Below are 25,240 nucleotides of genomic sequence, written 5' to 3' on the forward strand. Positions count from 1 at the left end.
CTATGTAACCGTTAAAATGACAGATTGAAGGTTACACATAATTTTGGTAACCTGTCAAAATTAATTTGTCGGTTACGGACTGCCATGGATATTCAACAACGTTCTTCTCAGCCTCTCTTTCTCGCGGATAACCTCGCGCTGGATTTCATTAACACGGAATACGGGACAGGAGACGCCAGACATGATTGTTTTGAAGACGATCTCAGCGTCATAGACTGGCTCAAAACAGTGGAAATTGTTTCAAAGGGTACAGAGCCACCAGAGGGATTATTAGCGGAAGCTCGCCAGCTCCGTGATGCGTCCAGAGCTGTCGTGCACGCTGCGATGAACGCTGTTGCGGTTGATTTGGGTGTGATTAACAGGATTCTTGAGAAAGGGCATCCCCTGACGAGATTACAGTGGGATCAGGATGCGCAGCACTATCATGTTGATGTTCACCCCGTCACCAATAGCCCCGAAAGCCTTCTCTGGCCCATTGCTGATGCGCTGGTGAAACTGGTCACTGGCAATAAATTTGAATTCGTGCGCCAGTGTGAAGCACACGACTGCATTTTACTGTTCCACGATCTGAGCAAATCACACCGCCGCCGCTGGTGCAGTATGGCGACCTGTGGCAATCGCATGAAAGTGGCGGCCTTCAGAAACAGAACACGATCTTAACGATTTTGGGCGTTCTTATCAGTGGAACAGACCAGGAATAACCGCATATCGTCTCCTCAGTGCAGGAAAAGGTAGCGTTTGCGGATAGGTAGACAGACTTAGCTCACCGTGCGTGAATCGAGGTTCAACGTGAACTGGCTTTTATACAAAGGACAATGGTATTTGATATCCCCATTAGCATTGAATGGCGAATTCAGGTTAACTGTGCCCGGTGAGCGAAGCAGCATCATTCTCAACAGACAGCAGTTGGAACGAGCGGTAAAAGAGAGCCTGGCTTTATCGGGCAGACCCTCGGCCCCAGGTACTGTTCGGAGTTGAATCCCAGAGCTCCCGAAAGGCCACCAAACCCCGATGCTTTCGTTTCTGCTCGCTACATCGCCAGAGAAAGTGGCTACAGCGCTTAAGGCAAATTTGATGTTGTCTATGGGCACGCCTTAACATTAAATCATATGCTGCCGAATACTTGACCAAGGAGAACGTCTGTTCTACCATTATTCTATGAACAAAAATACGACTAACACACGTGAAAAAATCCTCGCGACCGCCGAGCAACTTATCTATCAGAACGGCATTCATGCCACCGGTATGGATCTTCTGGTGAAGACCTCAGGCGTTGCCCGGAAAAGTATTTATCGCTATTTCGCGAATAAAGACGAAGTGGCGGCTGCCGCGCTGAATGCGCGGGATATACGCTGGATGGAGTGGTTCAGGACGGAATGCGACAAAGCGGATACCCCGCAGGAACGTATCCTGAATATTTTCACCGTGCTCAAAAGCTGGTTTGAGTCCGAGGGATATCGCGGATGTGCGTTTATCAATACAGCAGGTGAAGTGGGAGACAGTGCCGACCCTGTTCGCCTGATAGCCAAACAGCATAAACAAAAATTACTGGATTACACGCTTGAGCTTACCGGGCAGTTGAATGTTGAACCATCTCTCCCCCTGGCCAGAAAGCTGCTGATACTGGTAGAAGGCGCTATCACCATGTCATGTGTGATGGGTGATTACAGCGCCGCCGACGACGCCAGGGATATTGCGAAACTGTTACTGGAACAGGTATCGCAATAAGCATCTGGGTATGCGTTTTAAAATTCTCTTAAAGAAGAATCCCCATTTATTGAGCTAATTGGGGATTTTTTTGCATGCCATTAACTGGCGGAATCGTCATTTACTGCGGCAGTAGTGTTCAAACTCTCGAATTAAAATCATTTCTGTCTGACTTATCAGGACCTCCCTTTGTGCTCGCACAGCGGGGGTGAATTCATTCACCCCATTATTTCGTTATCCGCCCCCCCTCCCTCTTGCTCAAACAAACTGCATTCTGATTATTTTTATCATCTTTTTAACAAGCCTCTTGACGAAGGTAGAACGATCGTTCTACCATTAACCCATGGACAAAGAGCTACACCTCTGGCCAGACGGTTGTTAACGCAGTGGGGAGTACTATCGCCGGGTCGGATGAGACAGGCGAATGCCGCTCCGACCTTAGCGTAAGAGACGTTGTGGGGCAGTGGTTGAAACCTGAAGTCTGAGTACCCTGAACCCGGTTTACGGGTGCATCCAAATACACAGGAGTCTTAACATGTCTCATACAGAAATTCGTCCGCCGCTGCCTCCTTTCACCCGTGAATCAGCGATTGAGAAAGTGCGCCTCGCTGAAGATGGCTGGAACAGTCGTGATGCGCATAAGGTATCGCTGGCGTACTCACTGGACACCAAATGGCGTAACCGCGCCGAATTCGCGACCAATCGTGAAGAAGCTGAAGGCTTCCTCGCACGCAAGTGGAATAAAGAACTTGAGTATCGTCTGATAAAAGAATTGTGGGCGTTTACTGACAACCGCATTGCCGTTCGTTACGCCTATGAATGGCGCGATGATGCCGGTAACTGGTTCCGTTCTTACGGCAACGAAAACTGGGAATTTGGCGAAGATGGACTGATGCATCATCGCTACGCATGTATCAATGACATGCCGATTAAAGAAAGCGAACGCAAGTTCCACTGGCCGCTGGGGCGCCGTCCGGATGACCATCCAGGTTTATCTGAGCTGGGGCTTTAACTCTCTGCGTTTCTCATGATGGGCCCCCGGCTACTGTCCTGGTCGGGTGCCTGTTTCAGTGATGTGATACGGGATGGGATTCACACGAGAGGAGAGATGAATTCTTGTTAAGCTATTGATATATATTATTTTTTAACCATATAAGTAGTGCGCTATATAATCGTAAATAACTTAAATAAGGTAACACAATGAATATCAAATCTGCATTACTGTCTGCCGCGATGGCAGCCGTTTCAGTCAACTGTTTTGCTGATGCATCCACACCAGAACGCCATGTTCAGCAATTCCTGGATGCATTAAACGGCGGCGGGGGAAAACCCATTGAACAATTGTCTCCACAGGCCGCACGTCAAGTGTTGATCGATGCGCAGAAAGGAGCCACGTTGCCAGCGGCGGATGTCAGCGAAAAAACGATCAGTATTGATGGCCAGCATATTACGCTGAAAATTGTGAAGCCTCATAACGCACAAGGCACTCTGCCTGTTTTCATGTTCTTCCACGGCGGCGGCTGGATTCTGGGCGATTTCCAGACACATGAGCGCCTGATTCGTGACCTGGTCAGTCAGTCCGGTGCTGCAGCGGTCTATGTCAACTACACACCGTCGCCAGAAGCGCACTTCCCTGTGGCTATCAACCAGGCTTATGCCGCTACCCGCTGGGTGGCCGAACACGGCAGCGAAATTGGTGTAGACGGAAAACGTTTAGCCCTTGTGGGTAACAGCGTGGGCGGAAACATGGTTGCCGCCGTAGCGCTTCAGGCAAAACAACATAAGTCCCCTGCCATTCGCTACGATGTCATGCTGTGGCCTGTCACTGACGCGAATTTCGATACCGGTTCTTATAATCAGTACCAAAACGGCTATTTCCTGTCACGGAACATGATGAAGTGGTTCTGGGATGCCTATACGACTAAAGAGAGTGAGCGTAATAATATTCTCGCCTCACCACTGCGTGCGACACGAGAGCAACTGCAGGGATTACCACCCACACTGATCCAGACCGCCGAGTTTGACGTACTTCGTGATGAGGGTGAAGCCTTTGGGCGTAAACTCGACGCAGCGGGAGTGGATGTGACGGTGACCCGCTATAACGGCTTGATCCATGATTTTGGTTTGCTGAATGCGCTAAGTGACGTTCCTGCCGTAAGGGCAGCCATAGGTCAGGCTGCTGACCAGTTGAAAGAACATCTGAAATAACGGATGAGTGGCCGGCCGGTTTCTCCGGCTGGTCGCTGCCACCCTCAGCCACCTGCTTGTCTTCCTGATGAGGTTCCGGATTTGCCGGGACTGCGCCTTTAATCATTTTCAGTTTTCCCCCGACAGGCATGCGAGTGCCCGCTGCCCCGGGGGCTTTTTCCCGCTTCATCCTAATCGGGTTTGTTGAGAAAACTGAATAAACGCCTGTTCATTTCACATTTCTAATCGAGCGGATACGTCTATAGCCAGTTCAGTAAAAATCCGAGCAGCGGAGCTCTGATAGGCATTCTTTCGCCACATGATGACAGCGGTGCGCTGTAGGCGCTCGGGCTCAAGTGTAATCGCCACCAGATCATCATGCGCGAAGGCCGTCTTCGTGGGCAGCAATGTAGACAACGGTGTCCTGCGAACGATTTCAATCACCGCACCGAGGGCATTGGCCTCCATCAGCACCAGAGGGTGGATTCCGTGTTTACTGCAGTAACGATCAATCTGCCCGCGAGTCGCAAACTCCGCGCTAAGCAAAACAAGCGACTCGTCGTTCAGGGCCTGTAATCCAATAGACTTTTCATTTGCCAGTGGGTGTTTGTGGCTGACCACCAATGCCAGGGTTTCGTCCAGCAACGGAACCGCCTCGATGTCCGGGTTAAGGACATCCAGGAAAGCAATCCCCACATCCAGCTCTCCCTCAAGCAGCAAATCCTCTATAACTTCCTGCGAGATTTCGCGCACGTTAAAGGTAATTTTCGGATATCGGGAATGAAATGCCTCGATCAGCGGGCCTACCAGATACGTTGTGAAGGTTGGCGTCACGGCCACACGCAGCGACCCACGACTGAGATCGCTCACGTTATGGAGCGCGCGCGTGGCTTCCCGCAATTCCTGAGAAGCACGGTTGGCATACTGGAGATAGACGCCACCAGCATCCGTGAGGCGTGTCGTACGGCCAGACCGGTCGAATAACTGAACGCCAAGGCTTTCTTCCAGCAGCTTCACCTGCTGCGAAAGGGCTGGCTGAGATACGTGCAGCACTGCTGCAGCTTTCGTGAAGCTAAGATGTTCCGCTACCGCAAGGAAATACTGAATGTGTCGCGCAAGCATAACCTGACTCATAATATTATCTAATAAGGTTCATAATAAATGAGTCTTTTACCTTATACCGTGAGTTGCTTAATCTTTGCGTCATCCTCTCAAGATCGAGACAGCAGCCATGAAAGAGATTATTGATGGTTTTCTGAAGTTCCAGAAGAACGCCTTTCCCGAGCGGGCCAGTCTGTTCAAGAACCTGGCCAACCAGCAAAGCCCGAGGGCATTATTTATTTCTTGCTCTGACAGTCGACTGGTGCCTGAACTGGTTACCCAGCGAGAGCCAGGCGATCTTTTCGTGATCCGCAATGCGGGCAACATTGTGCCGTCATATGGTCCAGAACCGGGTGGTGTTTCAGCCTCTGTCGAATACGCCGTCGCCGCGCTTAAGGTCGCCGATATCGTTATCTGTGGTCACTCGGACTGCGGCGCGATGACGGCTATTGCCACCTGCAAATGTCTGGATCATATGCCTGCTGTGGCCAGTTGGCTGCGCTATGCCGACTCTGCCCGGGTGGTGAACGAGGCACGTCAGCACCCGGATCAACAGAGCAAAGTCACAGCCATGGTGCGCGAAAATGTCATTGCGCAGCTGGCCAATATCCAGACACACCCGTCCGTTCGCCTGGCTCTCGAAGAAGGCCGTGTGGCGCTGCATGGCTGGATATATGACATTGAAAGTGGGCGTATAGATGCCTTCGATGGCAGTACGGGGGGCTTTGTATCCCTCGCCAACAACCCCGCCGTTTACGCCGTTTCCCCACAAACCCGGCACATTGGCTGAAGGCTGTGCCTACCCAGGAGATAACATCATGACCCAGATACAAGTCACCCAGACCGCTCGCCAGGCCCTCACCGAAACCATCATATTATCTAAAGCCCGTAAGGGACTCTCGTTTGCCGAAATCGTTGACGGCACCGGCCTGTCCGAAGTTTACGTCACCGCAGCGCTGCTAGGGCAACACCCTCTGCCCGCCAGCGCCGCGATAATCGTGGGCGAAAAGCTCGACCTGGATGCGGATGACATTGCTTTGTTGCAGTCAATCCCCGTTCGCGGAAGCTTTGTTAACGCGGTACCAACAGACCCAACCCTTTACCGTTTTTACGAGATGATGTCGGTATACGGCACCACACTCAAAGTGCTGGTTCACGAGAAGTTTGGCGATGGGATTATCAGCGCCATCAACTTTAAACTGGACATCAAAAAAGTCGAAGATCCGGACGGTGGCCATCGCGCCGTTATTACCCTGGACGGCAAGTATCTGCCCACTGTGCCTTTCTGACCTCATACCTGGCTGGCCCGGGGGCTGAGAGTCACCGGGCTACGCCGAAAACTCCTCAATGGCTGATTCATACCTCTGTGCCAGCCCTCCTTCATCATTTGCCCAGCTTCGACAGCATCTCCGGGCGCATAAACTTATGGATGACCAGCATAAACAGCAATGACGGCACCAGCAAAATCAGGGCGGTAATGGATGACACCTGATAGTTGCCCGACATGCTGGCGTTATAGAGCAGAAGCGGTAGCGTGGAGATGTCCGGTGCGCCGACGAAAAAGGTGCCGGTAAACTCATCCAGCGATTCAAGGAAGACAAAAATACTGGCAGCGATAATCCCCGGCGAGGCCTGCGGCAACACAATATGCCAGAAAGTATAAATCGGCCCAGCACCGAGGTTACGAGAAGCCCTCGCCAGCAGCGGATCAACAGCGGAAAAGGCCGCCACGCAGATCCATACCGAGTACATCAGGCCGTGTACGCTGTGCACCAGCACCACGCCCGCTATTGTACCGTTCAGCCCCCACTGGTAGAACAGCCGGGCAATGTTCATGTACACCGTCAGGTTCGGAAACGCCTGCGGAATCAAAAACAGCAGCATAAACAGCACCCGCAGCGGCATCCCCCGCCGTGACAGCGCATAACCTGCCGGTACCGAAATTAACAGGCACACCACCACCGACAACACCGCAATCAGCACGCTGGTGATCAGTGAACCGGAAACATCACTGTAGGGACTGAACACCTGATACCAGTATTTCAGCCCCCACTGGCTGGGCAACGTATGAGGGAAAAACCAGCTCTCCGCCACCGTCCAGATGAGCAGGTTCAGCAGTGGCCCAAACATCACCAGCAGCATAAAAATCAACAGCAGCGTTTGTAGCGGCAGACTGACGCTCAGTTTTCTGCGTCCTTTCTCCAGCCACGTTTCCGGTAATGACATACTTTCCTCTTTCATCATTCGCCTCCCTTCTGTTGCAGGCTATGGCGCAAGTAGAACCACGACAGCGCACCGCAAATCAGCAGTGACACGACACCCAGCGCATTCGCAACCGCATAGTCGCCATAGGAGTTGACGCGGAACGCCATATCCACGGTCATCATCGTCGGTGTGCCAACCCCTATCATCAGCGGTACGGAGAGCACCGACATCATGGTCACGGTAGAGAGCACCAGTGCCACGCCAATCGCGGGCAGTACCTGCGGCAGAATAATGTCGAACAGAATGCGCGGGCGCGAAGCCCCGAGATTGCGTGCCGCCAGGATTTGCGACTGCTCAAGCGCCGCCATCGCGCCGCAGATAAGCAGCGTGGCGAAGGCCAGTTGTTTCCAGACAAAAGTGATAATGATCCCTTTCCAGCCCAGCCAGGAAACCGTCTCCATCGGCGTAAACAGATCGGTTGCCACCAGCGCATTGTTCATCAGGCCGTTTTTAGCCAGAAAGGTCCGCATCATCTGCGCGGCCACAATAAACGGGATAAACAGCGGCAGGCGGTACAAAAAACCCAGCATGCGCACGATCGGTCGGCAAGGTGACAGGGTGATCACCGCCGAGAGGGTAATGGAAATCACCGCCAGCAGCGCCACGGAAATCAGCACAATCACCACCGTGAACACAATATCGCTGGAATAGAGGGCGTAGATCTTACTGAAATGCGCAAAGGTCAGTTGCCGCGCATCATTGGTAAACGCCGCAATCAGCGAGAACCCCAGCGGGTACAAAAAGAGGATGGCGATCATCAGCGCGGCGGGCGCAACCAGTAACAGATATTTCAGCGAACGGCGCATAGCAAACCTGGTGTCAGCAAAAGAAAAGCTCAGGGCGGCGTCATGCCGCACCTGAGCATTGGTGATAATTAATTGGCGACCTGGCTTTCATAGCCTTCTTTAATGTCGTCAAAGTAAGGGGTAATCGGGAAACTTTTGCCGAAGTCTGCCAGGGCTTTTGGCGAGATTTCCGCGAACAATTTCTGCCAGGTTGCCGGATCCAGCTTCGGCTTCACATGCTCAGCATCAATACCCGGGTACCAGTTGAACTGTTTCACAATCCCCTGCGCCTGCACCTCCGGGCTGGTTGCCAGCTCAATGAATTCACGCGCCAGTTGCGGATTTGCCGCCTTCGCCGGTGTCACGTAGTACATCGGTTGACCTGGCATACCCGGCGACAGCAGCGCCAATTTGATTGACGGTGGCAGCTTGCCCTGATCTTTCCAGCTATAGAACATATCCACCCACACCGGCCCCATGGTGATTTCGCCACGGCTGAGCATATCGAGCGTCCCGGCATTGCCCGGCGTAAAGGTCACGTTCTTATTGAAGGCCTTCAGTTTCTCGAACGCCTGGTTCCAGTTTTTCTCTACGCTTTTATCGTAAGGCAACGCAGACAGACGCTGGGCATCAGTACCGTAGGCGTAGATCCAACCCACCACAAAGCTCACGCCGGACATGCCATTTTTAATGCCGTTATAGCCGAAAGCCTGCGGGTTTTTCTGCGCCCAGCTCACCAGTTCATCGTAAGACGCCGGTGGCGTTTTGATCGCCTCGCTGTTCCAGGCGATGGCGGTCTGGCTTAAAAACATCGGCATCACGTAGCCATCAACGTTCACACCGAGGGCATTCTTCGCGTTATCCGCGCTGACCATGCTGCCGGTTTTAATTTGCTGGCGGTATTTCTCCAGCAGCCCCTTTTCCACCAGTTCGCCACCGGCTTTCTGATGAACGACCGCCACATCAATATCCCAGGTCTTCGCGCCACTCTCTTTTTGTGCGCTCAGTTTCTCGATAATTTTATTTGAGCCAGCATCCCCTGGACCGGTGCCCACCACCTGCACTTTCACGCCCGGATGTGCCGCTTCGAACTTCGGCCCCAGCCAGGTTTTCACGTAATCCACCATATTCTGATCGCCGGCTGTGGCAACGTTCAGGATGGTGTCGGCCTGTGCGCCGTAGCTCAGAAACAATGCAGTCACTACCGCAGCTTTCGTTTTAGTAAACATGGTCTATCCCCAAAATGAACACGATGAAGTCAACTTGCTTGAGACGATGGAAAAATATGTAACGCGGTGGCCGGAACGTGCAGTCGGACGGATGACTGCGCGGGCCAGCACTGGGTTGAATCCGCCAGTAACACACGGTCACGACAGCGCACGCTGTGGCGGTATAAATTGCCCAGAAAAGCACTTTGTTCGACCACGCCATTAAGGGTTAAGCCCTCGTCAGGCGTACCGGTAGTTAATGCACTGAGCGCCGTATCGGCACTACGAAAATAAAGAGTACGGTCGCGAAAATCGTCGGCGGAATATCTCCCTTGTGCGCGCAGGGAAATATCCTGAGCGGCAAAGAGTTCGTTGGCAGAAATTTTATTGTCTGCACCCATAAAATCAGCAACAAATGGCGTTGCAGGACGCTGATAAATATCTTCCGGCGTTCCTATTTGCTCAATGTGACCATTATTTAACACGGCGATACGGTCAGCCATAACCAGCGCTTCCTGCTGATCGTGGGTCACAATTAATGACGTAAAACCGAGGCGTTTTTGCAGGTTTTTAATTTCATGGCGCACGTTAAGACGCACTTTAGCATCGAGGTTTGACAGCGGTTCATCCAGTACCAGTACATCCGGCTCGATTGCCAGTGCCCGCGCCAGGGCGACACGCTGGCGCTGTCCGCCGGAAAGTTCCGTCACCTTCACATCTGCAAGACCGGTAAGATTGACGATATCCAGCAGTTCCGCAACGCGGCGGTCAATATCGTCGCGACGCCATTTGCGCAGCTTCAGACCGTAGCCAATATTCCGTGCTACCGTCAGATGCGGCCACAGCGCGTAACTCTGGAATACCATGGTGATATTGCGCTGCTCCGGCGCACTGTGGGTAATATCACGGTGGGCAACGGTAATCTCCCCGGTGTTGACCGGAATAAAACCGCAAAGCGCATTTAATAGTGTTGTTTTTCCGCAGCCAGAGGGCCCCAACAGGGCAATCATTTCCCCTTTTTCGACATGCAGATCGATATTATGCAGCACGACCTTTTCGCCATAGCTAATTTGAAGCCCGGAGATCTGTAAATAACTCATATTCATTACCCAAAAATCGCTGCGTTGATTTTTTTTACTGCAATGAACACGTGTTCATTTGAGTGTAAAAAAAATGCAATGTTGACTCGACATTATGTGAGCCTACTTTGTCGGGTATTTGTGACAATTTAATTAAGACTCAAAAATTTTGGGTGAGGGAAAATGAAAATAGATGTTCTGGGCTGCGGAAGTGCCTTCTCCCGCGAACAAAATACCTCTGCGCTGCGGGTCATCGATGAGGCAAATCGCCAGTGGCTCATTGACTGCGGCCCCACGATTCCCCGGGCATTGTGGCAGCGCGAGGGGGATGTTAATGATATCGACGTCCTCTATTTTACCCACGTCCACCCGGATCACTGTACCGGGCTGACGGCGCTGCTGAACTACTGGAAAAGCTTCTCGCGCCAGAAAGCACTGGTGATTTATAGCCAGCCGCAGCAGCGTACTGTCCTGATGCAACTGGCCGCACTCGCCAACTGGCCGCAGACCACACTCTCTTTTGAGCTCGACTGGCGCGACACCACTGACGCATGGACATGGCACGACTGGCATATCCAGACCGCCGAAACGCAGCATGAACTCACCAACCGCGCGATCCGTATCACCCAGGGCGAACAGACGCTGTTCTACAGCGGTGACGGTCGCCCGACGGCAGAATCCGTCGCGCTAATGGGAGGGGCCAGTCTCGCTTTTCAGGAGTGTGCATCACTGACGGCACTCAGCGACGAGGCGTCCCACGGCGATTTTCCTTCCTGCCTGGCACTTTTTCAGCAGCTGAATCTCCCGGCGCTGGGACTCTATCACTGCAACGACGTGATCCTGCATGACCTGAAGACAGCCTGCCAGCCGTGGAACGGGTTATTCGTCAGCTATGACGGCCTGCAATACACGCTCTATGCATCGCCGATTTCCGGTGAGGAACGTCCGGCATGAGTTCCGTTCCCCGTAAGCAGAGCGTCACCGCACAGGATGTTGCCCACCGGGCGGGAGTTTCCCGGGCGGTAGTCTCACGCGCTCTGAGCAACAACGGCAGTATCTCCCCCGATACCCGGGAGCGTGTCCTGCGCGCGGCTGAAGAGCTCGGTTATCAGGTTAACTTTCTCGCACAGGGGCTGAACCGACGCCGTAGCCATCTGATTGGCGTGATTGTCTCGCGCATCAGCGATCCTTTTCGCAGCAGCCTGCTGGATGCCCTGCTCAGCGAGATCCAGCGGCGGGGCTTTCAGGCACTGGTGAGTGAAATTCGCAGCGAGCCGGACCTTGCCCGTACGCTGCGCCGTTTTGCCCAGTTTCGGGTTTCCGGGGTTATAGTGACCTCGGGCCAGCCGCCGGAATCACTGGTAAACGAATGCGTGTCACAGCAGATCCCGGTGGTGGGCATCAACCGCCAGCCGGAGATCCCCTTCGTGGATTACGTTAGCTCAGACAATGTCTACGGCGCGACACTCGCAGCCGGTCAACTGGTGCGCAATGGCTGCCGTCGCTTCGGCTGGCTCAATATCGCGCACTCCACCTGGGCCGGACGAATGCGTGGCGATGCCTTTTATCAGGCCTTGCAGACACTCGGCGTGGACACCACGCGCAATCTGCAGGCGATTATCGCCCCCGCCGAAGGCTATGACGGCGGGTTTCAGGCCGCCACTGAGGCAGATGAGGTCCTTGAGGGCATCTTCTGCGCCAATGCGCAGCTCGCCTGCGGGTTTCTTGACGGGATGCGCCAGCGTGGCAGGCACAGCCCGGATGATTTTCAGATCATCGGTTTTGACAATACGCCGCAAACGGCGCAATACAGTTACCAGCTCACCACCCTGCATCAGGACGTTGAGGAGATTTCCCGTCAGGCCTTAACCCGCCTGCTGGAACGCGCTGACGATCCGTTACAACCCTCACGGACAACATGGGTGGATGTGCAGCTTATTTCCCGGCGCACGTCGCCATCACCTCAATAAGAGCAGGCCATGACGGAAGAACAACAGCAGTCACTATGTGCATTGATTCGCCAGTTGGGCGCAAAGGCGCAGGAATTACGTAATGCCGGGCTACAGGTGGATAAAAAAGCCCGCCAGGATTTTGTCTCCCACGCCGACCTGTTTGTGGAAAAAGAGATCAAAAGCTGGCTCAACACCCACTGCCCGCAGGATGGTTTTCTCGGGGAAGAGAGCGGCCTGCAGGCCGGTGAACAAGGTACCTGGGTGCTGGATCCTATCGACGGGACGACCAACTATATTCAGGGGATGGATTACTGGTGCATCTCGCTGGCTTACGTTCGCCAGAACACCACGGAACTGGGGATTGTCTACGCCCCGGACCGCAATGAGTTTTTCATTGCCCGCCGTGGCAACGGCGCTTTTCTTAACGACCAGCGCCTGACATTACGCGAACCGGACCCGGAAACGGTGATTATTGGTATGGGGCGTTCCAGCCGTGCGCCGGTGGAAAACTACACCCGTACCGTTGCCCGCGTGCTCACTGGCGGAATGGAGTATCGCCGCTTTGGTGCCGGAGCGTTAATGCTTGCCCACGTAGCCAGCGGGCAGGTACATGCCTATTACGAGGAGCATATGAACAGTTGGGACGCGCTGGCCGGGATGTTGCTCATCGTCGAAGCAGGCGGTGCCAGCAATGACTTTCTTGCCGACGACGGTCTGTTAAAGGGCAATCTGGTGCTGGCAGGATGTGTCGATGTGCAGGTGCGTCTGGCAGATCTGCTGGTGAACCATTAAGCGTTAGGGCAATGCGCTAACGCCGGCTTTCGCAGTGAGGGAGCTCCAGCAATATTACGTTTTACAGCGATAGCACCGCACAATGGGAATAAAACAGTTACAGCGATGACAGGGTCCGGCTGAAAATCGATGAGGCGTTGGCGGCTGACCGGGGCCGCCCGCAGGGAAGCGGGCGGAGGGGATAGCCTACAAGGATGTAGGCTGGTCCCCGACCCGAAAGTCAGACGACATAAGACGAATGCACCGCGCCAGCGGCGATTTTCGTGGCCGGGAGCCCGGGTCGCCAGGGTGGTGGCGATGAGCCACCCTGGCACGTTCACGGGTTCTGGTGTGACAGAGAAGCAAGGAACATGAGGTGAACGGAATGACCCTCAGAGTCGCATGCCCCCCTCACCCTGGCCCTCTCCCTCAGGGAGAGGGGACCTGACGTGCGTTCGCTGCTTCCGCAGACTTCCCACTATTACCGCTCCCTGAACGCCTCGGCTTTCGCCCTTAAAATCGGCTTAAGCAAATACGCCAGAATCGTTTTCTTGCCGGTAATAATATCCACCGACGCGACCATGCCCGGAATGATCAGCAGCGGCTTCTCATCCGTCCCAAGGTGGTTTTTATCCGTACGCAGGCGAATGATATAAAAACTCTTGCCGTCTTTGTCAGTCACCGTGTCCGGGCTTATCTGCTCAAGCTTGCCCCTCAGACCACCGTAAATGGTGTAGTCATAGGCAGTGAATTTCACCGTCACTTCCTGCCCCGGACGTAAAAAGGCGATGTCCTGCGGGCGAATTTTCGCTTCCACCAGCAGCGTGTCGTCCAGTGGCACAATCTCCACCAGGTCATTACCCGGCTGGATCACGCCACCAATGGTATTGACCAGCAACTGCTGAACCACACCGCGCACCGGGGAGGTAACCAACGTACGGTTGACCCGGTCTGTGATCGCTTTGCCCGAGGCTTCAATTTTGCTGAGATCGGTACGCGCCTGGTTAAGCTGCCCCAGTGCATCGCTACGGTAACGCCCCCGTGTTTCTCCTACCTTGCTCTCAATCTCCTTGATGGCGGCCTCGGCGCGTGGAATGGCGAGAATAACGGAATCCAGTTGACCTTGTGTCTCAACCCCGGCACGGCGCAGACGCAGCATCTCAACTTTAGAGATGGCCCCTTTCGCCACCAGTGGTTCAGACATGCTGATTTCCTGCTGTTGCAACGCAAGACTGCGGCGGTACTGGACTAATTTTCCCTGAAAATCGAGCAGTTCCTGTTTCTTCTGCACCAGTTGCTCGTTGAGTCCGTTAATTTCACTCTGAATGCGTTTATTGACGCTGGAAAACAGCTCCATCTCGCCACTGGCGATATCTGGTGCCTGTTGGATGATTTCCGGTGACAGCGTCAGCTCCGTTGCCCCATCAAGCTGGGCGGTCAGACGCTGGATACGTGCATCCAGTGCCAACCGGTCAGCCTCGCTCTCTCCGGCATTGGAGCGAAAACGGGTATCGTCCAGACGCAAAAGCGGTGCCCCGGCTTTCACCACCTCACCTTCATGCACAAAGACCTCGGCAATAATCCCGCCTTCCAGGTTCTGAATTTTTTGCAAACGAGATGACGGAATCGCACGCCCTTCACCACGGGTCACTTCGTCTATTTCAGCCAGCGAAGCCCAGATAATCATGGCGATAAAGAAGGCAAGAATGGCCCACAAAGTCACGCGAACGACCCGAGGTGCATCATCTAACAAGGCTTTATTCACCTCGTTGGTGGTGAACGCGCTCTGCTGTTTACCGCCTGAAAGCCAGCTCATCATGCGGCTCAGTGCATCAACGATTCGCATGAATTTGTCCCTTTTTCAGTGCACTCATGACGCTCTCTTTCGGGCCGTCAGCAATGATTTTGCCGTTATCGACAATGATCAGACGGTCAACCAGCGACAGCAGCGAAGCACGGTGCGTGACTAACAGCAGCGTCTTATTGCTGATAACCGGGGCCAGCGCTTTCTTAATCAAATCTTCGCTGGTGTTATCCATTGAACTGGTAGGCTCGTCCATCAATAGCACTGGGGGATCGAGTAACAGAGCTCGTGCCAGCGTGACGGCCTGGCGCTGCCCGCCAGAAAGGCTTAGCCCCCGTTCACCCACCTGCATGTTGTAACCTGACGGATGGCGACGGGCGAAGTCGTGCACCCCGGTCAGGTTTGCAACCCGCAGCATGGTCTCATCGTCAACGTAGCTGGCACCGTACAGCAGATTTTCCCGCAGCGTACCGTTGAACAAATGGATATCCTGCGGGGCATAGCCGATGTTATGACGCAGGTCGTGCACATCAATCTGGCGCGCATCAATGCCATCAATCAGCACGCTGCCGCTGTCCGGCTGATAAAAGCCGACCAGCAATTTCGCCAGTGAGCTTTTACCGGAGCCACTGCGTCCGATAATCCCCACCTTCTCACCCGGCTGAATGGTCAGCGATACGTTGCTGAGGGAGGCAAACTGATTGCCGGGGTAGCAAAAGGTCACGTCGCGCAGTTCAATCGCCCCCGAAAGCGTCTCGCGCTTAAGTGGCACTTCGTCGTCTTCGACTTCCTGCTCCAGCCCCATCATTCTGTCGATGGTTGCTTTAGTCATACGCGCACGCTGGTAACGGGTGATCAGGCTGCACAACTGACCGACAGGCATCATGGCGCGACGGTGCAGCAGGTAGCAGGCAATCAGCCCCCCCATACTCAGGTTGCCAGCAATAATGATGTACACTCCGGCGACAATCATCGCCACGCCGCTGGCCTGTTGCAGCCAGGCGGTAAAGTTGACGGCCACATAAGAGAGCGATTTAACCCGCAGTTCCAGCTTGCTAAGCTGGCTGGTCAGGTTCTCCCATTGGTACTGGCGCTCACTCTGGGCGTTGTTAATTTTTATGGCATCAAGGCCAGTAAGCGTCTCCACGAGCATCGCCTGACGCTCGTTGGACAACTGATAGGTTTTTTGTACCCGCGACATCAACGGGCGCTGGATTAACCAGCTCACCAGTAATGCCAGTGGGTAGCAAAGTAACGGGATCAACACCAGTGGGCCACCGATAACACCAATGACCAGCAGGATCAGCAGCGTGAACGGAAAATCGATAAACGCCGTCAACGTCAGCGACGAAAGGAAGTCACGAATTGACTGGAACTCCTGGAAGTTCTGCGCAAAGCTCCCTACCCGTTTCGGGCGGAGCTTCATCTTCATGCCCAGCAGGCGTTCAAACAGCGCAGAGGAGACCACCAGGTCGGTCTTCTTACCCGCCAGGTCGAGGCAAATGCCGCGCAGAACCTTCAGCACAAAATCGAAGATAAACGCAATGCTGACGCCGATCGCCAGCACCCAGAGCGTCGCAGTCGCCTGGTTAGGGACCACCCGGTCATAGACGTTCATGACAAATAGCGGCGAACTGAGCGCTACCAGGTTGACGAGGAAACTGGCGACCACCGCATCAAGGTAGAGATATTTCGACAGTTTCAGCGTGTCTTTAAACCACGCGGTGGTACGCGGTAAGGTGGCAGTCGGCTGGGCGTCAAATTCATGCTCGGGCGAGATAAAAATCGCCCCGCCGTTGTAATGCTCCGCCAACGCCTCTCGCGACAGCGTAATCTCCCCACCTTCGGTTTCGCTGGGCAACAGACGCGCCTGCTGCTCATCCCAGCCAACCAGCACCGCTGTCTGATTATTTTTCAGCAACAGAATGGCGGGCAGTGAGAGCGCGGTAATCTTTTCCAGCGGACGCTGCACGACACGTGCCTTCAGCCCGGCACGGCCTGCGGCACGTGGGAAGGCTTCAAGCGTCAGTGTGTGTGACTCCAGCGGCAACCCAGTGGTCAATACGGTACGGCTGGTGGCGATGTTATGCAGCTTACAGATGATCATCAAAGCATCCAGCAACGGATCATCATGGCGTTGCCGGGGGTCCTGTCTGACTGACGCCTGCGGGGGCGTATCAGTCTGTTCAGGCGTGCCAATATCAGGCCTCATTCTCTGTCTCGATGTTCTGCAGACTTATGCCGCAGTTAAAAAAGAGAGGGTGATTGCCGGTTTTTATGCCGGAAATATCCCCCATCAACCGTCAATGCTGTCTTACTTCAGATCAGGAAGATCAGGCTGAGTACGTTGTGCCTGATCGAGCGGCTGAGAAGCTGAAGGTGCCTGAATATTCATGTTCTTAAGCAGTTCACCGGTACGCGCACTGATGCGGTAAGTGGTGAACATGTCGACATACTTCAGCTCAACGTAACGACGCTGGGCACTGAACACTTCATTTTCACTGTCCAGCATATCAAGCAGCGTACGGTCACCGAGACTGAACTGCTCTTGATATGCACTACGCACCGTCACACTGCGATCGGCATATTCTTTGGCAATCGGCACCTGCTGAGCGGCGTTGTTCAGCGCATTCCATGCAAGACGTAACTCTTCATTCGACTGACGCAGGGCGTTATTTTTCACATCCTGCGCCTCCTGCATTTTGTACGCATAGGAGGTGAGAGTGGCCTGATCGCTGCCACCGTTGTACAGGTTGTAGCGCATGCGCACCATCGCCTGCCACTCCTGGTTATGTCCGCGAGTGCCATCGATGTTGTTGTCCATCGTGCGACCCACTTCCACATTCACATTCGGGTAAAAACGAGATTTCGCCGCTTCGTACTGCTGGCGGGTCGCTTCCACATCCGCATCCGCTTGTTTCAGCAGCGGGCTGTTCGTCAGCATGACTGCGCGAGCAGCGGCCAGCGAGTCCGGGATCTTAATCTTTCCTGGCATCACCAGCGTGTCAGCGTCTTTGCCGGTGACGCTTTCATAGTTAGCGCGTGAATCTTCGAGATTGGTTTGCTCCGTAATCAGGTTATTACGCGCCTGAGCAAGTCGGGCTTCCGCCTGATCGAAATCGGCCTGGCGGCCTACACCCTGCTGTGTGCGCAGATTGATCTGATCAAATACGCGCTCATGATTCTTCAGGTTATCTTCCGCCAGCTTCACCATCTCTTCGCGCATCAGCACATCAAGATAGCTCTGGATTGCCTGTAACGCAGTGGCTTCGCTGGTATTCAACACTGTCCAAGCACGGGAATTCACCGTCGCTTTCTGGCGCGCTACTTCACTGGTGGTCGCAAAACCATTAAAGACGTTTTGTGTGAGATTGATGGCGGATTCACTGCGATTCAGGTTGCGCTGATGCTGGCCTGCCGCACGGGTAGTGGCGTTATCGGTTTGCTCCCAGCCCGTTCCGGCCGTGAGATCCAGCGAAGGCAGATAACCCCCTTTCGCGGCGCGAAGATCCTGATCGGCTGAATAACGACTGTTCGCCGAGGCGTTAACCTGCGGATGCCATAACAGGCTCTCTTTGACCGCCTGCTCAAGCGTCGTGGCCTGGCTTTGCGTCGCGCACAGCGTCAGTGCTGCACCCATAAAAATCTGGCTACCATATTTCATTTTGTCGTCCTTTTCGTCATGTCTCTGATAGCGCATTAACATCTACCAGAGAAAATGCCACGAGAGCGAGGGAGTGAATGCATCCAGGCTTATTTGCGATCGGACGGTATCCCTCGTCAGATCTGAATTCATGTCAGGATCGTTTGCCGCGCAACCCTTTTGCTACGCGGCGGCCTGTCAGGAAACTTCTTCCGGTTTCGCGATCAGACTCTCTACCATCGCTTCGTGGCCGGCATCGTAACTTTCCGCGCCCGCAGTCGAACCGCCTTCAGCAGGAACATGTTCAACCTCTGTCGCACCCTGCGCGGCTTCGCTTTGCGGGCCCGCCTGAATCAAACTACTGAGGTCGTTATGCTCCTCGTCATGGATGATGTCGCTGAAATTCAGCGTGTCATCATGACCCGCACTGGTACTCAGTGCGCTTTCGGTGGTCGGCGTGGCCGGTTCGGTCGAGGCCATATCGGTATGTTCATCCCCGGAGAGAGGATTCACGGCATTATCAGCCGTTGTCGTTGGGGTCTCAGCGCTGCCCGGGGCGTTATCGGCACCCTGTGGACTGAGCATTAGGCTCGACTCATCAATTAATGATGCGCTGTGCGCCTCAGTGGTCACACTGTGGTCGGTTTCTGAAGCCGACGTCTCTTCAACGGCACTGCTGGCAAGCGTCAGCTTATCGCTTTCGCTTTCATTGCTGCTGAGGGTCCTGGCTTCGTTGTCCGTGTCGACAGGGTTGTCTTCGGCAATGTGGCTGTCGGTTGTATGACTTTCGTCAACGGCATCAGGGTGATAGTCGGCAGTGCTGGCATCATGACTATGGCTGTCGCTGACATGCTGACCGCCCTCTTCACCGTCAAAGTCAAAATGGGTGTCATGGTGCTCAGACGCCGTCGTATCCACATCCAGCGTGATATCACCGAGTGTGCTCTTACCGTCGGGTAAATCCACGCTGACCTGCCCGGAGTAGTGCGTCGTGTGGCTGTCAAATGTCATGACATAGACCTTATTGGCCGCGTCATAACTGACGTTGACGTAGTTACCCGTGAAGGTGGCATTTTCCGGAATACCGTTAAAGGTGACCGTGTTCAGGTGGTCGTTGCTGTCGGAACTTTCGAGATTCACGTCCAGATTTAGCGTCACCTTGTAGCTGACGTCGGTACTGCCGCCATGGGTAGACGATGGTCCATTACCAAAAACAACGCCTTCAATGTGGTTCGCATTTTCATAAGGATGGCTGCCATCCTTATTGGTAATCTGGAGATTATCGATATCGTTGTTCTGGTGGTTTTGCGGATGCGGCACCCCCGTTACGGTGTAGTCCGCACTGTTACCCTGAACAAAAATATAGTCTTTTCCGACATCGCCTTCCGTCACGCCACCGTTCCCGGTTATGCCCTTCAGAGAGACGAAATTGTATTTGGTATTCGGCCAGTCGCTCTGCTGGTAATAACCACCAGTGTGATCGCCGACCACAAAGATATCGGTGTGCCCTTTACCACTATCGTCCGTATTGGCGTTGCCGCTGCTGGTGTAATAGTGAATCTGTGACGCACTGGCCGCCGTCGGCACAAAGTCGCCCTTGATAGCGCCATCCGGGTTGTCCGGCGTTAACCAGACATGGACGTTACTGCCGATCGCTACGATCACCCCATTCTGGACATCGTATCCGTTCGGGTTTCCGCTGCCGCCATTGATGTGAGTGACGGTGTTATCGGACGTATCAGCGGTCTTCGATCCTGGCGTGACCGTTACTGTCAGCTTCACATCAACATCAGAGTCGGAATCGGCATCGGCATCGGCATCGGCGTCTGCATCTGAATCGGCATCCGCGTCGGCGTCTGCATCAGAATCCGCATCGGCATCTGCATCTGCATCTGCATCTGCATCAGCGTCCGCATCAGCGTCTGCATCGGCATCTGCATCGGCATCTGCATCAGCATCAGCGTCCGCATCGGCATCAGCATCAGCATCAGCATCAGCATCAGCGTCGGCGTCTGCGTCTGCGTCTGCATCGGCATCTGCATCTGCATCTGCATCTGCATCTGCATCTGCATCTGAATCGGCATCCGCGTCTGCATCGGCATCGGCATCTGCATCTGCATCTGCATCTGCATCTGCATCTGCATCTGCATCTGCATCGGCGTCAGAATCGGCATCAGCGTCTGCATCAGCGTCTGCATCGGCGTCAGAATCGGCATCAGCATCGGCATCAGCGTCTGCATCGGCATCTGCATCTGCATCGGCGTCGGCGTCGGCATCTGCATCAGCGTCTGCATCAGAATCCGCATCTGCATCTGCATCGGCATCTGCGTCCGCATCAGCGTCTGCATCGGCATCGGCATCGGCATCTGAATCGGCATCTGCATCAGCGTCTGCATCTGCATCGGCGTCTGCATCTGCATCTGCATCCGCATCGGCATCAGCGTCAGAATCGGCATCCGCGTCGGCATCCGCATCGGCGTCGGCGTCGGCGTCAGAATCTGCATCCGCATCTGAATCCGCATCTGCGTCCGCATCGGCATCGGCGTCGGCATCTGCATCTGCATCTGCATCCGCATCGGCATCTGCATCGGCGTCAGCATCCGCATCCGCATCCGCATCCGCGTCGGCATCGGCGTCTGCATCCGCATCGGCATCCGCATCTGCATCTGCATCGGCATCAGCATCCGCGTCGGCATCGGTATCCGCATCGGCATCGGCATCGGCATCGGCATCGGCGTCGGAATCAGAATCGGCGTCGGCGTCGGCATCTGCATCGGCGTCGGCATCTGCATCGGCGTCGGCATCTGCATCCGCATCGGAGTCAGAATCGGCATCCGCGTCGGCATCAGCGTCGGCATCAGCATCAGCATCAGCATCAGCATCTGCATCTGCATCTGCATCTGCATCTGCATCTGCATCTGCATCTGCATCTGCATCTGCATCAGAATCCGCATCGGCGTCTGCATCAGAATCCGCATCGGCATCGGCATCGGCATCTGCATCGGCATCGGCATCGGCGTCTGCATCTGCATCGGCGTCTGCGTCTGAATCGGCGTCAGAATCGGCATCAGCATCGGCATCGGCATCTGCATCTGCATCTGCATCGGCGTCCGCATCGGCGTCTGCGTCTGCATCGGCATCTGCATCAGCGTCGGCATCAGAATCAGCATCAGCATCAGCATCAGCATCAGCATCAGCATCAGCATCAGCATCGGCGTCTGCATCTGAATCGGCATCAGCGTCTGCATCGGCATCTGCATCTGCATCTGCATCAGCGTCGGCATCAGCATCAGCATCGGCATCAGCATCGGCATCAGCGTCGGCGTCTGCGTCCGCATCGGCATCAGCGTCCGCATCGGCATCAGCGTCTGCATCGGCATCTGCATCTGCATCAGCGTCTGCATCGGCATCGGCGTCTGCATCAGAATCCGCATCTGCATCGGCATCTGAATCGGCATCTGCGTCCGCATCAGCGTCTGCGTCTGCATCTGCGTCCGCATCAGCGTCTGCATCCGCATCAGAATCCGCATCTGCATCGGAATCGTCAGGAGGGGTTACCGTGCCGCCGCCAGGTGTGGTCGGTGTAGTCGGCGTCGTCCCGGTACCCGCATCTGCCGCAGCGGCATTGGCAGTGGCAGTGGCAGGATCGAGAAGGGTTAATTCTTGAGGTCTTTCAGCATCGGGGAAATCCAGTCCCGTTGTTGGGTAGCCCGCTGTCGGGTCAACCACTTCGCCAGTGAGATCGAGTACCACATGAGTGTGAGAGCCACCGCCCCCACCACCACCGCCATCCCCACCGCCGCCACCGGCCTGAGGACCCGCAGCAGTCGCTTCGAGCGTTTTGGTCGGATCCTGACCGTCTGCGATAGCCTGTTGTAAGGCTGCAACATCCTGCTGTTGGGCGGCCGAGGGTTCAGCGGCCACAGTACCGGTGCTGTCCCAGTGGCTATCGCGACCGAGATCCAGTTGTTTACCATCCGCCGTCGAAAGGGTAATAGCGCCAGAAGACCCTGTCTGGACTTGTTCGCCCTCAAGGATCCTGTCGCCTTCAACCAATAAACGTCTGCTTCCATCAGGGCTTACTGCAAACACCTGACCAATTACCGCTTTGACGATCCCAGATACGCCGCTCATGTGTAGTTTCCCTCGATCTTTTTCTCGCCCAACTCATCCATGATTCAGGCATAGAATGCTAAAAGAGAATTTAATTAGAATGGGTAATGCAATACGTGAAAAAAGGCTAAAACGTGTTACGGCAGAGAATTTATTGATGCCGCTTCGCTTAAAGACCTTATATTAATAGATGGCGTGAATGAATAGTAGTGCGCGAAGCCGTTTTAGAATAAAAAAAAGGGACTTTGTCAAGAGCCCCTGTTTCGTACATGATATATATCGTGTCATAAAAGATGACGAGCTAAATAAGGCCCTCATCATCATCAGCGATTAATCCTTCCAGACCACTTAATGAAAGACGTGCCTGGGCACGGTTAGTCAGTTTATTTTGTGCAACCAGAGGAAGATCGGTAATGCTGATCACACCTTTACTCATCAGCACTTCAATTAAATCTTCCAGTACGCGAACCATCTCAAGGTCGCTCTGGCGCAGTTGTAGCAGAGACGCTTCTCGAATATCACGTTGCCTAAACCACTCATCGATCTCAGCTGTACTGGCTGCAGTCTGTTCTGTCATCGCGTGAAAAGATGTCATTGCCACCTGAATAATGCGTCCCTGCGCATCACGTTCTATGTAGTACATATTCAGCCTCTTTCATGTACGACCGGTTAAATTCCGACCAGCGTGCTGGCGTCCGCAAAATAGCGTCCCATTGCCCCATGCAAACCAATTTTTTCAAGAATCGCTAATTCACCCGCCGTTTCCACACGTTCAGCAATCAATGGCAAATTAATTTGGCGGGTCGCCCAATAGATAGCTTCAATAAACAGTTTTTTATCTTCTTCGCTATCAATATTACGAATGTAACTTCCATCGACTTTAATCCAGGCAAGACCCCATTGTGGCAAATTGCCGATAAGATGGAATCGTCCCCCAAAGTGCTGGATACCCAGACGGCAGCCCAATTCCTGGAGCCGGCTGACAAGGATATTTACCCGCTCAGCATCGGGAAGTTCATTTTCATCAAGTTCCAGGGTCAGACGGGAAGCCAAATGTGGCACACCTTTCAGCGGTTGCAGTAGTGCATGGAGGCTCTGATCATCCGCCACGCTGGCACCACTGATGCTTAGCGCGAACGGCTTATTTGATTTTTCCATCTCGCGCAGCGTCTGTTGCAACATCACAATGTCCATTCGACGGCTCAGATCAAGGCGGTGGATCCACGGCATGAAACGCCCTGCGGGTACCAGTTCCCCCTCCTGCGTTCTTATACGGGCGAGAATCTTATGGTGCAGAACAACATGCGCATTGTTGCATCGATAAACCGGCTGAGAAAAAAGCTCGAATGCGCCGTCGGTCAGCACCTTGTCCAGACGGGTATACCAGCTATGATGATCTTCTTCATTCTCGCTGGCTGCTGCGCTATCAAGGCTGGCAAAAACGCCCATTTCGGTTTCTGCCATCGCCAGTGCCTGATCCGCCTGCATTAGCACCGTCTGCGGTTTATCACCCACATGGAAGGGAACCAGGGCAAAATGTGCCACCGGGGTGACGTCACTCATGCCCGTTTCCGACAACGCTTTAAGCTGCGTACTGAGGGTATTGCTCAGATTGTCGAGTTCCTGCGACAAGATCTGCGGGGCAATAATGGCAAATTCCCCCCCGCGTACACGCGCGAGGAAGCCTTCGTTCTGAAAATAATGGCTTTGTAAGCCGGTCAGAATGTCGGCCACCGCCGTCAGTAACTGGTCGGTTTTTGCGCCACCCAAACGCTGGTTCATCCCCATCAGATCCTGCACACGCAAGAGCATCAAATGGCCTGACGCATTTTCTTCATCACTCAAACGCGACTGCAACTGCATATCAAACGCACGGCGATTATTCAGGCCTGTCAGGCTATCATGATAGGCTTCCTGGCGCAGAGATTCACTGCGCGATGCCTGCTCGCTGAACAACACTTTAAGTTGGGTGACCATCAGGTTGGTCGCTTCAACGACCCTGCGCAGTTCAGGGGTTTTCGGCAGCGCAGACACATTCAGGAATTCGCGACGGCAGATGGCCATTGCCTGGCCCACGATATAATTCAGTGGTCGCAGAAGACGACGCAGCAGCAGAGTCACACCCAGCACACAAAGCAAGCTACACCCCGTTAGCCACAAAAAACTGGCGACCATGCTGTCCCATAACCGAGCCAACGCGAACATCGGATGGCTGACCACCTCAACGCGTGCCACCTGCGTCCAGCCATGCGTCACAATGGCATCACCTTGACCCGGACTAAGATTCACCAGGCGCACAAACCATTGCGGTACACGCGCACTTTGCGGAATATCGCTGCGCTCAATAATGGGTTTATTCGTTTTAATATCGACCACTCGAATACGATAAAAATAACCGCTGTCAAAAATGGAATTCACCATCAATTCGGTCATTGTCGGATCGTCAATATTGGTTGTCAGCGACAGTCCTAATGCCGTTGCTGCATCCTGCGCATGCGCACTGAGCTGGTTACGATACTGGTCGCGCGAACTTTCCAGGGTAACAAAAAAGTTGCCGCAGAAAATGACGAGCGTAAATAAACAGATGCCGATCAGTAGCTGCTTATAAAGAGACATGTCCACATC

The 25,240-nt window shown here is 54.1% G+C and carries 20 protein-coding genes; 9 read left to right on the forward strand and 11 right to left on the reverse strand.

All coding sequences use genetic code 11. From position 1 onward, the window contains the following. Positions 1 to 84 precede the first annotated feature (84 nt). The 4 genes from AC5JPW_RS19345 (at position 85) to AC5JPW_RS19360 (ending at position 3,915) form a co-directional block, all read left to right on the forward strand. Positions 85 to 660, forward strand: coding sequence for a CGNR zinc finger domain-containing protein (locus tag AC5JPW_RS19345; RefSeq protein WP_494242740.1), 576 nt, complete (start codon positions 85 to 87; stop codon positions 658 to 660). A 498-nt stretch (positions 661 to 1,158) separates the two neighbouring features. Further along, complete coding sequence (locus AC5JPW_RS19350) at positions 1,159 to 1,728, forward strand: TetR/AcrR family transcriptional regulator (RefSeq protein WP_494242741.1); 570 nt, start codon at positions 1,159 to 1,161, stop codon at positions 1,726 to 1,728. Between the two features lie 514 nt (positions 1,729 to 2,242). After that, complete coding sequence (locus tag AC5JPW_RS19355; protein ID WP_494242742.1) at positions 2,243 to 2,719, forward strand: nuclear transport factor 2 family protein; 477 nt, start codon at positions 2,243 to 2,245, stop codon at positions 2,717 to 2,719. Between the two features lie 188 nt (positions 2,720 to 2,907). Next, entirely contained in the window at positions 2,908 to 3,915 is a 1,008-nt protein-coding gene (locus AC5JPW_RS19360; protein WP_494242743.1) for an alpha/beta hydrolase, read from the forward strand. A gap of 213 nt (positions 3,916 to 4,128) precedes the next feature. Here the strand turns inward: AC5JPW_RS19360 and cynR are convergent, their stop codons facing one another. Next, a complete protein-coding gene (cynR, locus tag AC5JPW_RS19365; protein ID WP_494243878.1) occupies positions 4,129 to 5,016 on the reverse strand; it encodes a transcriptional regulator CynR in 888 nt (295 codons plus the stop codon). A 109-nt stretch (positions 5,017 to 5,125) separates the two neighbouring features. On the opposite strand from cynR, the gene AC5JPW_RS19370 reads away from it, so the two are divergent. Next, on the forward strand, positions 5,126 to 5,785 hold the full coding sequence (locus AC5JPW_RS19370) for a carbonic anhydrase (protein WP_494242744.1): 660 nt from the start codon (positions 5,126 to 5,128) through the stop codon (positions 5,783 to 5,785). Positions 5,786 to 5,813: 28 nt separating this feature from the next. Next, the gene (gene cynS / locus AC5JPW_RS19375; protein WP_494242745.1) at positions 5,814 to 6,284 is read left to right on the forward strand and encodes a cyanase; all 471 of its coding nucleotides are present in this window, start codon (positions 5,814 to 5,816) and stop codon (positions 6,282 to 6,284) included. 94 nt (positions 6,285 to 6,378) lie between these two features. On the opposite strand, the gene AC5JPW_RS19380 is transcribed toward cynS, so the two are convergent. From AC5JPW_RS19380 to AC5JPW_RS19395, 4 genes are all read right to left on the reverse strand, one after another. After that, on the reverse strand, positions 6,379 to 7,236 hold the full coding sequence (locus AC5JPW_RS19380) for an ABC transporter permease (protein ID WP_494243880.1): 858 nt from the start codon (positions 7,234 to 7,236) through the stop codon (positions 6,379 to 6,381). Next, positions 7,236 to 8,066 (reverse strand): ABC transporter permease, encoded by an 831-nt coding sequence (locus AC5JPW_RS19385; RefSeq protein WP_494242746.1) that lies wholly within the window; start codon positions 8,064 to 8,066, stop codon positions 7,236 to 7,238. Before AC5JPW_RS19385 ends, AC5JPW_RS19380 begins: the two co-directional genes overlap by 1 nt. A gap of 68 nt (positions 8,067 to 8,134) precedes the next feature. Next, complete coding sequence (locus AC5JPW_RS19390) at positions 8,135 to 9,274, reverse strand: ABC transporter substrate-binding protein (RefSeq protein ID WP_494242747.1); 1,140 nt, start codon at positions 9,272 to 9,274, stop codon at positions 8,135 to 8,137. 29 nt (positions 9,275 to 9,303) lie between these two features. After that, positions 9,304 to 10,353, reverse strand: a complete 1,050-nt coding sequence (locus AC5JPW_RS19395) for an ABC transporter ATP-binding protein (protein ID WP_494242748.1) — start codon at positions 10,351 to 10,353, stop codon at positions 9,304 to 9,306. Positions 10,354 to 10,515: 162 nt separating this feature from the next. On the opposite strand from AC5JPW_RS19395, the gene AC5JPW_RS19400 reads away from it, so the two are divergent. From AC5JPW_RS19400 to AC5JPW_RS19410, 3 genes are read left to right on the forward strand one after another with little or no spacing between them, the layout of a single operon-like run. Continuing rightward, positions 10,516 to 11,286, forward strand: a complete 771-nt coding sequence (locus AC5JPW_RS19400; RefSeq protein WP_494242749.1) for an MBL fold metallo-hydrolase — start codon at positions 10,516 to 10,518, stop codon at positions 11,284 to 11,286. Next, positions 11,283 to 12,302, forward strand: coding sequence for a LacI family DNA-binding transcriptional regulator (locus AC5JPW_RS19405; RefSeq protein ID WP_494242750.1), 1,020 nt, complete (start codon positions 11,283 to 11,285; stop codon positions 12,300 to 12,302). Before AC5JPW_RS19400 ends, AC5JPW_RS19405 begins: the two co-directional genes overlap by 4 nt. Positions 12,303 to 12,311: 9 nt before the next feature. Continuing rightward, a complete protein-coding gene (locus tag AC5JPW_RS19410; protein WP_494242751.1) occupies positions 12,312 to 13,076 on the forward strand; it encodes an inositol monophosphatase family protein in 765 nt (254 codons plus the stop codon). 460 nt (positions 13,077 to 13,536) lie between these two features. Here the strand turns inward: AC5JPW_RS19410 and AC5JPW_RS19415 are convergent, their stop codons facing one another. The 6 genes from AC5JPW_RS19415 to lapD form a co-directional block, all read right to left on the reverse strand. Beyond that, on the reverse strand, positions 13,537 to 14,874 hold the full coding sequence (locus tag AC5JPW_RS19415; protein ID WP_494243882.1) for an HlyD family type I secretion periplasmic adaptor subunit: 1,338 nt from the start codon (positions 14,872 to 14,874) through the stop codon (positions 13,537 to 13,539). Positions 14,875 to 14,887: 13 nt separating this feature from the next. Beyond that, entirely contained in the window at positions 14,888 to 17,071 is a 2,184-nt protein-coding gene (locus tag AC5JPW_RS19420; RefSeq protein ID WP_494242752.1) for a type I secretion system permease/ATPase, read from the reverse strand. 102 nt (positions 17,072 to 17,173) lie between these two features. Beyond that, complete coding sequence (locus tag AC5JPW_RS19425; protein WP_494242753.1) at positions 17,174 to 18,523, reverse strand: TolC family outer membrane protein; 1,350 nt, start codon at positions 18,521 to 18,523, stop codon at positions 17,174 to 17,176. Positions 18,524 to 18,700: 177 nt separating this feature from the next. Continuing rightward, positions 18,701 to 22,636 (reverse strand): retention module-containing protein, encoded by a 3,936-nt coding sequence (locus tag AC5JPW_RS19430; protein ID WP_494242754.1) that lies wholly within the window; start codon positions 22,634 to 22,636, stop codon positions 18,701 to 18,703. A gap of 280 nt (positions 22,637 to 22,916) precedes the next feature. Next, on the reverse strand, positions 22,917 to 23,258 hold the full coding sequence (locus AC5JPW_RS19435; RefSeq protein WP_494242755.1) for a tryptophan synthase subunit beta: 342 nt from the start codon (positions 23,256 to 23,258) through the stop codon (positions 22,917 to 22,919). Positions 23,259 to 23,284: 26 nt separating this feature from the next. After that, positions 23,285 to 25,231: a cyclic di-GMP receptor LapD gene (gene lapD, locus AC5JPW_RS19440; RefSeq protein WP_494242756.1), complete on the reverse strand. Its 1,947-nt coding sequence runs from the start codon at positions 25,229 to 25,231 to the stop codon at positions 23,285 to 23,287. Positions 25,232 to 25,240: the final 9 nt, after the last annotated feature.

The organism is Phytobacter sp. (assembly GCF_059074235.1).

Excerpts from the sequence above, each read along its gene's own strand:
- AC5JPW_RS19345 (WP_494242740.1), top strand. The coding sequence starts at position 85 with ATGGATATTCAACAACGTTCTTCTCAGCCTCTCTTTCTCGCGGATAAC.
- AC5JPW_RS19350 (WP_494242741.1), top strand. The coding sequence starts at position 1,159 with ATGAACAAAAATACGACTAACACACGTGAAAAAATCCTCGCGACCGCC.
- AC5JPW_RS19355 (WP_494242742.1), top strand. The coding sequence starts at position 2,243 with ATGTCTCATACAGAAATTCGTCCGCCGCTGCCTCCTTTCACCCGTGAA.
- AC5JPW_RS19360 (WP_494242743.1), top strand. The coding sequence starts at position 2,908 with ATGAATATCAAATCTGCATTACTGTCTGCCGCGATGGCAGCCGTTTCA.
- cynR (WP_494243878.1), bottom strand. The coding sequence starts at position 5,016 with ATGCTTGCGCGACACATTCAGTATTTCCTTGCGGTAGCGGAACATCTT.
- AC5JPW_RS19370 (WP_494242744.1), top strand. The coding sequence starts at position 5,126 with ATGAAAGAGATTATTGATGGTTTTCTGAAGTTCCAGAAGAACGCCTTT.
- cynS (WP_494242745.1), top strand. The coding sequence starts at position 5,814 with ATGACCCAGATACAAGTCACCCAGACCGCTCGCCAGGCCCTCACCGAA.
- AC5JPW_RS19380 (WP_494243880.1), bottom strand. The coding sequence starts at position 7,236 with ATGAAAGAGGAAAGTATGTCATTACCGGAAACGTGGCTGGAGAAAGGA.
- AC5JPW_RS19385 (WP_494242746.1), bottom strand. The coding sequence starts at position 8,066 with ATGCGCCGTTCGCTGAAATATCTGTTACTGGTTGCGCCCGCCGCGCTG.
- AC5JPW_RS19390 (WP_494242747.1), bottom strand. The coding sequence starts at position 9,274 with ATGTTTACTAAAACGAAAGCTGCGGTAGTGACTGCATTGTTTCTGAGC.
- AC5JPW_RS19395 (WP_494242748.1), bottom strand. The coding sequence starts at position 10,353 with ATGAGTTATTTACAGATCTCCGGGCTTCAAATTAGCTATGGCGAAAAG.
- AC5JPW_RS19400 (WP_494242749.1), top strand. The coding sequence starts at position 10,516 with ATGAAAATAGATGTTCTGGGCTGCGGAAGTGCCTTCTCCCGCGAACAA.
- AC5JPW_RS19405 (WP_494242750.1), top strand. The coding sequence starts at position 11,283 with ATGAGTTCCGTTCCCCGTAAGCAGAGCGTCACCGCACAGGATGTTGCC.
- AC5JPW_RS19410 (WP_494242751.1), top strand. The coding sequence starts at position 12,312 with ATGACGGAAGAACAACAGCAGTCACTATGTGCATTGATTCGCCAGTTG.
- AC5JPW_RS19415 (WP_494243882.1), bottom strand. The coding sequence starts at position 14,874 with ATGATGAGCTGGCTTTCAGGCGGTAAACAGCAGAGCGCGTTCACCACC.
- AC5JPW_RS19420 (WP_494242752.1), bottom strand. The coding sequence starts at position 17,071 with ATGAGGCCTGATATTGGCACGCCTGAACAGACTGATACGCCCCCGCAG.
- AC5JPW_RS19425 (WP_494242753.1), bottom strand. The coding sequence starts at position 18,523 with ATGAAATATGGTAGCCAGATTTTTATGGGTGCAGCACTGACGCTGTGC.
- AC5JPW_RS19430 (WP_494242754.1), bottom strand. The coding sequence starts at position 22,636 with ATGAGCGGCGTATCTGGGATCGTCAAAGCGGTAATTGGTCAGGTGTTT.
- AC5JPW_RS19435 (WP_494242755.1), bottom strand. The coding sequence starts at position 23,258 with ATGTACTACATAGAACGTGATGCGCAGGGACGCATTATTCAGGTGGCA.
- lapD (WP_494242756.1), bottom strand. The coding sequence starts at position 25,231 with ATGTCTCTTTATAAGCAGCTACTGATCGGCATCTGTTTATTTACGCTC.